The organism is Paenibacillus sp. RRE4 (assembly GCF_031844205.1).
GTDB classification, from domain to species: Bacteria; Bacillota; Bacilli; order Paenibacillales; family Paenibacillaceae; genus Paenibacillus; species Paenibacillus xylanexedens_B.
Genome location: NZ_JAUZUT010000002.1, coordinates 19,232 through 31,615, shown reverse-complemented (window position 1 = coordinate 31,615; position 12,384 = coordinate 19,232). Strand labels below are relative to the sequence as shown.

At 41.6% G+C, this 12,384-nt stretch carries 5 protein-coding genes; all 5 read left to right on the top strand.

Annotated elements, in window-relative coordinates:
* The first annotated feature begins 343 nt into the window (after positions 1 to 343).
* The 5 genes from Q9R46_RS17295 (at position 344) to Q9R46_RS17275 (ending at position 12,371) form a co-directional block, all read left to right on the top strand.
* The gene (locus Q9R46_RS17295) at positions 344 to 1,471 is read left to right on the top strand and encodes a glycosyltransferase family 4 protein (RefSeq protein ID WP_090922903.1); all 1,128 of its coding nucleotides are present in this window, start codon (positions 344 to 346) and stop codon (positions 1,469 to 1,471) included.
* Between the two features lie 164 nt (positions 1,472 to 1,635).
* Positions 1,636 to 5,541 carry an S-layer homology domain-containing protein gene (locus Q9R46_RS17290; RefSeq protein ID WP_311281072.1) on the top strand — a complete coding sequence of 1,302 codons (3,906 nt, stop codon included), beginning with the start codon at positions 1,636 to 1,638 and terminating at the stop codon, positions 5,539 to 5,541.
* A gap of 204 nt (positions 5,542 to 5,745) precedes the next feature.
* Positions 5,746 to 6,087, top strand: a complete 342-nt coding sequence (locus Q9R46_RS17285) for a hypothetical protein (RefSeq protein ID WP_311281071.1) — start codon at positions 5,746 to 5,748, stop codon at positions 6,085 to 6,087.
* 513 nt (positions 6,088 to 6,600) lie between these two features.
* Positions 6,601 to 9,612, top strand: a complete 3,012-nt coding sequence (locus tag Q9R46_RS17280) for an S-layer homology domain-containing protein (protein WP_311281070.1) — start codon at positions 6,601 to 6,603, stop codon at positions 9,610 to 9,612.
* A gap of 158 nt (positions 9,613 to 9,770) precedes the next feature.
* On the top strand, positions 9,771 to 12,371 hold the full coding sequence (locus Q9R46_RS17275; protein ID WP_311281069.1) for a hypothetical protein: 2,601 nt from the start codon (positions 9,771 to 9,773) through the stop codon (positions 12,369 to 12,371).
* Positions 12,372 to 12,384 lie beyond the last annotated feature (13 nt).

The following is a 12,384-nucleotide window of genomic DNA, read 5'->3' as shown; positions in this document are numbered from 1 at the left end:
GAAATTGAGGATAGCTTTTCAGAAATGATCAGCGTATAATTCATTCCGGCACATACGTGTGTCACTCCATGAAAAAAAGGTTCTATTGCACTAGACACTCCGATGTCAGAATAATCTTTTGATCGCCCTTATCCCCAAATTTCTAATTATCCTTGTTCAAGGATGAAATTCGGTGATAAATGCGAACGCTTCGCTTCTCTAGATTATTTCTGCCCTCTCCGTTAAAAGTGCAATAATTCATTTTCATCAAAAGTGAAAAACAATGTTTCTTTATATATAGAAAAAGAGATCAGGGGATTTATAATTTTTCTGCAGGTATTATAATTGGGGGTCGAATGTTCAAATGGTAGCGATCTTTATCATTGGATTTCTGGTGTCAATGGGACTTGCTTTAGCTCTTACACCGCTTGTTAAAAAGTTCGCAGTCCGCATCGGTGCAATGGATACACCGAATGCACGTAAAGTGCATACACGTATTATGCCGCGTCTTGGTGGATTGGGTATTTTTCTGGCATTTATTATTACGGTTGCAGCACTGCTTCCGTTCGTCTCTGCTTGGTTTACGACGCGGGATATGAGTTTTGTCAGTGCATTTCTGGTCGGGGGCTCCATCATTGTGCTGATTGGTGCGCTGGATGACCGTTTTGAACTGTCTGCCAAAGTGAAACTGCTCGGACAGATCGTCGCTGCGTCGGTCGTTGTATTCGGATTTAACATCCGCGTAGACTTCGTGAACATTCCGTTTCAGGATGCGTATTCTTCACTCGAAACGTGGGTGTCCATTCCGCTGACGATTCTATGGATTGTTGGTGTAACCAACGCGATTAACTTGATTGACGGACTGGATGGTCTGGCTGCCGGTGTATCGGGTATTGCCATTGGAACCATCGCGGTGATGTCTTTCCTGATGGGTAATACGATGATTGCCCTGATGTGTCTGGTATTGCTCGGTAGCATTATCGGATTCCTGTTCTTTAACTTCCACCCAGCGAAAATATTCATGGGAGATACCGGTTCGCTATTTCTTGGCTTCTCCCTGGCGATGCTTTCGATGCTCGGATTTAAACAGATTGCAGTCGTGTCCTTCATTACACCGCTGATTATTATCGGTGTACCGCTCTCGGATACATTGTTCGCGATTATTCGCCGTGCGGTGCAACGGAAACCGATCTTCTCACCGGATAAAGGTCACCTGCATCACTGCTTGCGTGAACTTGGATTCAGCCATCGTCAGACCGTGCTGATTATCTATGGCATTGCTGCGTTCTTCGGTGTGCTGGCCATTATCCAGTCTTCGGCCGCGATGTTTGAAGCCAACTGGGTAACCTTTGTCGTGATCTGTATCATGATGTTCTTCCTGCAAGTAGGGGCAGAGGTCATTGGACTTGTAAGTAAAACGAGAAAACCGGTGATTAATTTCCTGATGCGTATGCGTGTGAAGCTTAATCCACAGACCCGTTCGAAATCCTGAAAAATTATTTCGTTTCCTGCTATCGTTCAATATTATATGTAAACCCTTGCCTTATCCCATTGGGATAAGGCTTTTTGTTTTTTTTGAGATTTTTACTAAATAATTGGAACCTTTTTGCCGATAAATATGGGTAACTGACTTAAAAAGAGGAGAGATGATACGTAATGCAACAAAAGAAACGGCCGTTGATTTGGATCATGTTGGTCACCATGGTGCTTTCGTTGTTCCCACAAGGTCTATTCGGTGGGTCCGTTGCTTCGGCTGCCAACGCACTGACTACCTACTTTACACCAGATAATACCGCGATTAGCAAGACAGCGGATCTGAACATTGAAGACTCAGACAATACAAGATTCTTGACTCGGGATCGAGCTTATCAGACGACTCAAGGGACAATTTCAATAACAGGCGCATACGCCTTTGTATCCAAAGATACGATGCGTGTCAAAGTAGAGCAATTGAACTCCGTAAGTGCAGGAGGTACCAAAACGAAATGGGAGCCGGATGCTACCCGTTCCAATACAACAGCTGTAACAGCAAGTACAAGCGGCAATAACAACTTTACGGCAAATAACATCACCTTGTTCCCGGGTTTTAACCGAATTACCTTCACAGGAACTCAAGGATCGGTAGAACGTTCAGATACATTTTATGTACTGTATGATCAGGTTCCTTTTATCCAGGACTTCAAAATTTTCACGGATCCAAGCAGTGGTTCCAACACATCCTATGGCCTTAATGAAGGTGCACAGACGGTTGTAAATACACAGTTTGTATCTGTCCAAGGTAAAGTGCAGAATGCAATTAAAGTAACCGTTTCTTTGAACGGTGGAGAAGAACTCGATTCGTCTTTGCTACAAAACGGAACATTTTTCACGCCGCAATTAAAACTGACTGCAGGTTTGAATAATTTGAAATTCAGAATTGCCAACGGCTCGGATTCTATCCTTACCGAACGTGCAGTTTATTACTACGACAAGGATCAGCCATTCTCTACGCTCAACGTTTCATTAACGAGCGGTGGAACTACAGATACGAAATCGCTACTGAACAATATCCCGACATTCTCGAATGCAGCTACCGAAGCCAAGCTTGAAGTTCAGATGGTGCTTCCTTATATCGCAAGCAATAGCTCATTTAAGGATTCAGGATCGTTCACAGTCAATGGAACAACGATGACGTTCAGCAACGCAACGGAAACCATTATTCCCGGTCCGGATGGGTCAACGCCTGAATACCGAATCGTTACATTCACAACCGATAATGCGTATCCGTTACAAACATCAACCACAACACCAGCTGAAATTTTGAAGAATCAAACGGTTAACGCCGTTGTAGGGCATGGAACATTTAGCTCTGGATATCAAGGGAAGTTTACTTATGCTCCAGGTGTTAAAGCTATTACCAATATGTACTATCTTCCAGATTATAGTGGTGGTGCAGTAACCAATAAAGTACCACTGGACAATGCACAGATTGCTACAGCAGATTTTTATATTATGGTGGAGTCTAGCCAACCTATTGCAGGCGAAATCGTAAAAGGTGAATACCTCCCAACTGGAACAACCAAGTTAACGATTGAGGGAGCACCAACGGGAACGAATGCGCCTACCGGTCTTTCAAACAATCAAGCGGTCTACTTGGTAAAAAATGTGGCCAATGGCACGCAGAAAATTCGTTTTTATTATGGAAATCCTGATCCACATTACGATGTTACCGTATCGTATGCTGCCAAAAGCTATATTTACGTAGCCAACTTGTATGATGGACAGAACTATACATTCAATTCAAAAACGACCCAGTCCTTAACGGTCAATGGTGAGTTCGTTGGATTCAGTACACTTGTATCCCCTCCATTCACAAGTCAATTATTTGTGAATGGTGTAGCCAGAACTCCTGCTGGTTTCCCGGGCACTAACGGTAAGTTTTCCTTCCCGTTGACTATTGGGGGGACGGGAGAACTTGTATATGGAGAGAATACCATCACCATTACAGGCACGGATAAAGACGGTGCAGGTAAGACTAAGGTCATTGAGAAAAAAATCAGAATTTACATTTCAGACAGCAATGTGTCCAATATTGATAAATTCATGCCGGTCCCTGTTCCAACGGATGGTCGTGTGGAATTCAGCAAGGCAGATGTTAGTGTATACACCCCTGAAGAGATGGTCAATATCTTCAAAGTAACGCCGGACTTCATTATTCGTGATGGAAAGTATGTAACGAGTAAGGATAGATATGACCTGGTGTTTAAGGGTGGCGGTGCCACTATTGCAAATCTGTACTCTGGTTCCAAGCTGATCTACAGCTATCCGATTCCAGCAACGGATACAGGAGATCCAAACAAGGCAACTCAAGATGGTCATATTGCTGACTTTGCGGGGAATCAGGATGAATTCATGATTCGGATCCGGAACTATATCTTTGATGCACCAGGTAGCCATGTGTACACATTAGAGCTGATCAACAGCACGGGAGCCAGAACGACACAACGATTAGAGATTGTAAGAGAACCATCTTCTTATCGTATCCTTTCTCCTGTAGCAACCGTGGGAGAACAGATTGTCGTAAACAAGAACTATATTCATTTCGATATTGAAGCAGAGGGTGCAACACAAGTATTAATTGGTAAGGAGGAAGCTGTTAAACGTCCGGATATGGATAACCGTTTTGTTCTGGATTATGTAGGACTGTCGCCGGATAAAAACAATGCAATCAAAATCCAGATTACGCGGGATGGCGGCAAGATTAATGATACCGTTAACGTATTCTATACAAGCACCGTTGGTGTAGATGCACAATATATGGCACCAAAAGTAGCTAACAAATATTCTGCGTTTAATAAGAAGCTTGAATTGTCGTTCCCGAAAGGAACCATTCTGCAATCGGCTTCTAAAACAAGCAGTGGCGTAATCAAGTACTACCCTGACAACAAAATTTTGTTTGGTATTGCTGATCCGAAGGATGGCGTACTTGAACGGAAAAATGATTATGGATTTAATATTGGGCAGGCAGATCCACGCAGTACAGGAGGTTTGTCACCAATCACAGTTCCGACGATTTTGACAGAGATGTTTAACTCTAACCTGACGACAAGTAATTTCGTTCCGGTATCTGACACGTATTGGATTAATGGCGGAATTGGTGAACTTGGAGATAAAGGGACGAGCGGTTATAAAGCAGGAACAAATGGGGTAACACCATACTCTCTGGAAGGAAGTTTTACTCAATTCCCGACAGAACGGATTCTGGTACCTTCTAACCGAGGTACACTGACTCTTGCTTACGATCCATCCATTGTAGATGAAGTAGGTTCAACCATTAGCGTATTCCGTTACTCCGACAAGAGCAATATCGGACAATGGGAGCCCATTGGTGGAGCTGTGGATACCAAGAAACATACCGTTACTGTTTCTTTCGACGAGTTTGGTTATTACAAGGTTATGAAACAAAGTAAGAGCTATCCGGATATTACGAATCACCCATGGGCAAGAAATATCCTGAATGCTCTGTATTCCAAAGGAATCATGAATAATTTGCGATTCAATGCATTTGGTGCAGATGATCAGACGACACGTGGGGAGTTTGCTACCCTGCTGGTCAAAGGTTTGGATATTCCATTGAATTATTCGAATACACAGACCTTCTCAGACGTCTCACCAACAACCAGAAGCGATACGTGGGACTACGCTTCTATTGAGACAGCGGCTAAAGCAGGTATCATTACAGGACTGAGTGATGGATTCTTTGGTGTGGAAGATCCAATTACACGTGAACAAGCAGCAGTAATGATTGCAAGAGCGATGAGCATGAAGCTTGCTGCGAATGATAGTAAGCTCGCAGGACAGTTGTCTAAATCCTTTCAGGATTCATCTTCCATTGAGTACTATGCGCGTCCTTCCGTGCAGGCAGTATCCAAGGCGAAGATCATGGAAGGTAGCCCTGTACAGGGGAATGCTAAATTATTCCTTTTCAATCCGAAAGGTAACCTGACTCGTGCCGAAGCAGGCAAAATTGCTGTGGAATTGTTCAAGAAAGGTACCAAACTTTTCCCTAAAACGCTAAGCTAATTTATCAGATATGGAAATGTTTTAGGAAGAACCTGTCCCTTTAACAAGAAGGGCAGGTTCTTTTTATGGGTAAATATGAGATTGTATAAAACGCATTTATAATAGAAGGAAACGGTTTTTTACCAATAACTATTTTTGTAATTTGCTAGAGATTAAGATACAATAGCGTTAAATACACAATGATCTAGAGGGTGAAGTTAGCTTATGAAACCGATTTATTCTAAGGCTCAGCTGAGTTATATGAAGGCAAAGACACAGTTCGAGAAGCAGGCAGTCTTTCTGGAGAAAAAGCTGGAGGATACACGTAAGACACAGGAGATCTCTCAGGAAGTGATGGAAGGGCTTGTTCAGACGACCGGCTTCCATGATGCGTATAATAATCTGGTTCTAGCGGAAAACGAACTGATTGAATGGTCTCATACAACAATGAAACATGAGAAGACGTATCGAGAGAACCGTATCGCGATTGATGACATGTATTTGAAACTGAACAGCGATCCCAAAATGCGTGCACAGATTATTGATTTAGCAATGAAAATTCGATAATCTACAAAATTGACACATAAAAGAGGGCCTATGGGCTCTCTTTTTTTATTTTGAATATTGTGGAATTTGTCGCTTCATTGTCAGAATTTTCGGGTATAAATAAACGTCCAAGACATTTCTGACACCGACATACCCGCAGGTAGTGAATCAGAAAAATGGCGCCACGACTGGTTTTGAGCACGCTAGAAACCCGCACTGCATCATTACATAAATAAATTCAAAACTTTTTTTGAAGAATGCGCAACTTTTTGAAATCTACTGCGTTTAAGATGTAGAGTCAAAAACATTGGGGAACTTACCAAGAATGACCTCGTGAAGAATCTTGTCTATTTATTAGAAAAAATTGCTTTACGGCACGAGAGACCCATTGTATAATACGTAAGGTAGGATTAGGAAACTACTCTATTTACGTGTGATTCTATTATTATTCTAGGTAACAAGTTTCTGTGATATGCTCACAGACATCATTTATATTAACTTGCTCAGAACTCTGGAAAGGGGGTGCAACAATATATGAGGAACACGAGCGACCCTATTAAAGAAAATTTAAATGTTATGAACACCCAAGGAGGAGAAAAAAAGGTTATGAAGAAAATTTTATCCGTAGCATTGTCTACAGCAATGGCATTCTCAATGTTTGCTTCTGTAGCATTCGGTGATACAGCAGTTTCCCCGCAACAACAATTTGATGCATTGAAAGCAAAAGGTATCTTCGAAGGCTTCCCTAACGGTACAGCTGGATTGGATCAAGAGATGACTCGCGGTCAATTCGCAAAAGTTATCACTAAATTGCTCGGTTTGAAAGAAGTTACTGGTCAATTGTCATACACTGACAAAAACTATAACGCTAAAAACTGGGCTGTACCTTACATCGAAGCAGTAACTGCTGCGGGTATCATGCAAGGTAAAGACACAACTAAAAAAATCTTTGACTTCAACGGTAAAGTGACAATCGCTGAAATGGCGACGATCCTTACTCGTGCGCTTGACCTGGAAGTTCCTGCTGAAACAAACAACAGCGCTCCAGAATGGGCTAAAAAAGACGTTCAAGCAGCAATCAACGCTGGTCTGGTAGATGCTAACGCTAACTTCACAGCTAACGCTTCCCGCCAATTGCTGGTAGGTGCAGCTTATGCAGTGGATCAAGCTCAAAGCTTGAAAGTTTCTTCTTACGAAGTAAGTGAAGCTGGTAAAGTTGTTACTTTCAAAATCAGCGATGGTGAATCCGTTAAAGTAACTTTGGATAAAGCTCTTGAAGCTAACAAAGAAACTGAAGTGAAATTCACTTACAAAGAAAAGCAATTCACTGAAAAAGTTACTTATGTAGTAACAGAAGCAACTAAAGTGCAATCCGCATCTGCTGACAACTTGAAAGAAGTTACTGTTAAATTTGACGGTAAAGTTGATAAAGCAACTGCAGAATTGAAAGATAACTACAGATTGAATGCTAATCTGACTGTTAAATCCGCAGTATTGAGCGCTTCCGCAAATGAAGTAGTTCTGACTTTGGATCAAGATCAATCTTTCAAAAACCAACAAAAATACACTGTAACTGTTACTGGCGTTAAAGCTGGTACTAGAACAATTGAAGCAAGCAATGTTGAGTTTACTCCAGTAGACAACAAGCTTCCTGAAGTTGTAAGTGTAACTGGTTTGGGAACTAAAGCAATCAAAATCATCTTCAGCGAGCCTGTAAAACAATCCTACACTAACAACTTCCAAGTTGATGGTCAAGGTTTCTACAGCTCTCCAAATGTTGAAGGTCGTGAAGTGATTCTGAAATCCAGCTCTGCACTGAGTGTTGGTGAACACACTCTGACAGTAACTGGCGTTGAAGATTTCGCAGGTTTCAAATCTTTGAAATCCGATCACAAATTCTCTGTTGTTGAAGATACTACTGCTCCAACAATCGCAGAAGCTACTGCAACTTTGGAAAAACTGACTGTTACATTCAGTGAAGATATCGATGATTCTACACTGGATAAAGCTAACGTTTACCACAAACGTGGCGATTCCAAAATTACTCCTAGCAGAGTAGTGAGATTGTCTGCTAACAAATATGAGTTCTACTTCGATACTGATAAAGCTCTTCCTTCTTACGAAACTACAATTTTCGTAGAGAAAGTAAAAGACTTCTCTGGTAACGAAATTACTCAAACATCCAAGCTGGTTAAAGCTGAAATTGATACAGAGCGTCCGCAAGTTCTGGATGCACGTGTAACAACTGGAACTAAAAATCAATTAGCTTTGACATTCAGCAAACCACTTGCTAGTCAAGATTTCCTGAAATTGATCACTGTTAAAGATAAAGACGGTAAAGTTCGTCAAATCTCCAATGTAGTTTTCAAAGATTCTACGACTAAAAACATTTTGTTGGTTAATTTCTTCTCGGATCTTCCAGAAGGTACTAACACTTTGAATATTGCTGGTGTTAAAGACGCAACGGTTCTGGGTAACGTAATGCTGGATTACACAACTACATTTAATGTAGGTGATACTACAGCTCCTAAAGTTGCTTCCGTTTCCTTCAATGTTTCTGACAACAATCGTCGCGCAGTTATCGTATTTGACGAAAAAATGGATCCAGAATCCTTGTTGAATCGTGCAAATTACTCTTTGACTTTTGATAACAAAGAAATTGGTTTGCCTAGCGATGCTTATCTGTCAGTAACACAAGACGGTAAAGCAGTTGTAATTGAATTGCCTGTAACTATCGGAGGTCAAGATGTAACTTCTACTCTGCTTACAAAAGTTAGAGTACAAGGAGTTAAAGACGTAGCAGGTAACTACTTGGCTGGATTTAACACAGTATTGGATCTTGCAACATACCGTTATATCAGTCTTGAAAACTATAACGATGCAGGAAATACTGCTTCCCTTACAGCTAAGCGTGAAATCAAAGTTAAAGTGAATCAATCTGTTTCTCGTGTTGTTAACAAAAATTCAGTTAAAGTAGATGGATACGGTGTAACTGATGTTGTTGCTAATGATACAGATACAGTAACAATCAAATTGGATCGTGATGTTTACTCTCCAGCAGGTTTGTCTGTATCATTTGATGGTACTAAATTCATCGGTGCTGCTCAGAATGAAATTACATTCAACAGCCAAACACCAATTGTGATTTCTTCTGGAATCAAAGATGAAGTTAAACCTGAAGTTGCGGCTAACCAAAATATTTATGCTACATCAGTTACTAATTCCACTTACAGTGTTACTGTAAATGTAACAGAGAACTTGGATAGTACATCCGCTCTTGTTGGATTGTATGCTCAAGATCTTATTGTAACTCGCTTGTCGGATAACAAAGAAGTACCTGCAAATACTGGTCAATCTGATTTCAAATACAATGTAGTTCAAGTAGTTGATGCAACTGCAACTACGCCTGCTCACTTCATCGTTGAGATTGTTGACACTAAAGGTAGTGCAAATGGTTACTCTATCGAAATCAAGGATAATGCTAAATATATCCAAGATACTCAAGGTAACGTAATCGCAGCTAAAGGTGCAGTTAGAACTCAATAATCTATCGCACAATATGAAGAGTGGTCTAGAGAATTTTCTCTAGGCCACTTTTTTATTATTTTAGGTAGTTATTGATATTTCACAACAACATCGTAACTTTCTTTCCTCTTCAAACGTTTATACTATAAAGCAAGAAGCAACATATGGGAGGTTTGGAAGTGGATCAAAAGAAAATGGTTGTGAGCTTGCTCGCAAGTGCGATGTTGATCAGTTCAACGGTTGGTACAGTGATGGCTGCCAATACAACAACGAAATCAACTGCCAACAGTAGCAATAGTAAAGCAACGAAGAAAACGACTACACCGAAAAAACAGGTTGTACATACCTTGGGGAACCTGGCCCCTGTTAAAGTGACTGCACGAAGCACTGTAAGATTAACAGATGTGAACATTCTGGCTCAGGATGATGGTAACATCGTAACATATACGCTATCGTATCAGAATAATGACAGTAAACCTCTGATGATGATTGATTACTGGAGCAAGGTGAAGACAAATGGAGGCACAGTGTTCTCCCCTAAACTGATTGCAAAGGATCAGGAGAAGAAATCAATCTCGCCTGGTTCGACGGTAGATCTGACTTATGTGATGAAAGCGGGTCGTGAAGTAAAGATCAGTGACCTGAACTTCCTCATCGTGAAATGGGATTTCAGTCAAGCCAATTATGAGCGAACACTGGGCAAGTTTAATGTGCCCGCCTCTTATAGCATTATTACACCTATAGGCAAACCGAAGACGGTTCGTCTAAGTGACTCTGCCGTAAAAGTTAAAGTCGCTGGTATCAAAGTCTATCCAGGTGAAGATAAGAATCAGTATGTGAAAATTGGTGTGAATTTAAACAATATTAGTTATAAATTATTGGAGAATCCAAATATCAAGTGGATTTTGCGTACACCAGGTGGAGCTAATTACCCGTTAACGCCAGATAAAGACAGTGCTACGGTGAGTATTCAAGCACAGGCGAACAAGTCTCTTGGTCTGATGGCTTCTCTTCCTACATCGGTAAAACTGCAAAAGTCTGAGTTGCTGCTTGTCGAAGAGCAGGGTGAAGAGAAAAGTGTGCTTCCTGTGGCCGCTCTGCAACTGCCTGAGGCAAGTAAAAGCAATGTTGAAGTAACGGCAAATCAGGCGAATATTATTTCGATTGATGGACAGCCTCTCTCGACGTTGCTGAGCTCATCCAGAGTGCGTGTAGAAGATGAGGAATATACGTTGAACATGCAGATGGTACTCAAAAACGAAGGGAAAAAGGCCATCAAGGTACCAACGTATTCCTTCGAAGTACGTACAGCCGATGGAACGATTAATCCGATTGAGACGAAAGCGTTGGATAATTTGAAATTAAACCCAGGCGATATCAAAACGATTAAGCTGAGTGGAATATTCCAAGGGGATGGAGACACGAGCAAGATGAAGTTGTATGTGATGAGCCCTAAGGATAAGACCGAGGGCACGGATACGACAACGGCAACTCCTGCGAACGGATTGGTCTTCTCTTATCCGGTTGGGGTCTATACTTTGCCTGAATCACCATCTGGCGGAGATGCTCTGACTACAGAAACCGTCATCAAAAACAATAAAGGTACATTTGGCGTATCAATCGGTTCGTTACAACGTCTGCCGTGGTTGGATAGCGATATTATTGCCGCAAAGGTAACGATTCGCAATGCATCAACCAAAACGGTACAACTTCCTGAACTGGAAGCGATGTTTACAATAGATTCGGCTCAAATCGATGGAGATAAAAAGTTAATTTACACGCAATCCGGCAAACTGTTAGGCGCAGGTATGACAACTGAAGCTTATCTGTTAACTAAAATCCCATCGGATCTACGGATGTCTCGTCTGGAACTCAGTTTGAACGAGAAAGTGAGCGAAGAAGAAACCAATGAATGGATTACACTGAATACTTCTGGACTCATTCAACCTGTATCTTTTGTTGCCCAGGGCAAAACATACACATCCGGTTCGGGGGATAAAGAGACGGAAATGGGTGCTCGCAGAACAATTCGTTATCCAGGGGCATCGTCGGATATTGTGTATACCGAATTTGAGATGACCAATAAATCGCTGCGTCAGAACGGTCTAGGTAAACTGGTTGGTTATTATAAAACAGCAGATGGTCAGTTCTATAGAGCCACAGCGAAACAATCGGAGCGTCTGCCAGGACCTGGTCAGAAATCCATTGTGACATTCTGGGCCAAATTACCGAAGTCCATTACGTTTTCTGACTTGAAGCTGGTTGTAGGTGAAGGAGTCGCCGATGGTAAATTTGTAACGGGTGAAGGAGAAGCCTCGGCTTATGTTAATGCTATGTCATTCGAAGTGCCGCCAGTCTCCATTAATGTACTAGGGTCCCTCAGCAACATTGATCTCTACCCGTATAATTTGACAGCGAATAGTGTGCGTGCTTATCTCGCAGGCAGTACGTCTGTACAGATTGAAATGAATTATACACTTACTCGTAACGAAGAGACAGAGATGGCTGAGAATGAACATAAACTGATTCTCACACTTACGGATCAAGCTGGTAAATCCTATGAGAAAGAATTGACATTGGGAACGGACATTAAGGTTGGCAAAAATCAAACCCTGACATGGAGTATTGAAGATAGCTTCTTCGAGAAACTGCGCGGAGGTTCATATCGTCTGAGTCTGGATGATCAATTCCAAGGACAGCGTTTACGTCTGGCGGAGCAGACCTACGGATATGACCTCACGAAGCTGCCGAAGGAAGAACCTACAAATACGTCAGAATAACTTGTAAAGAGTT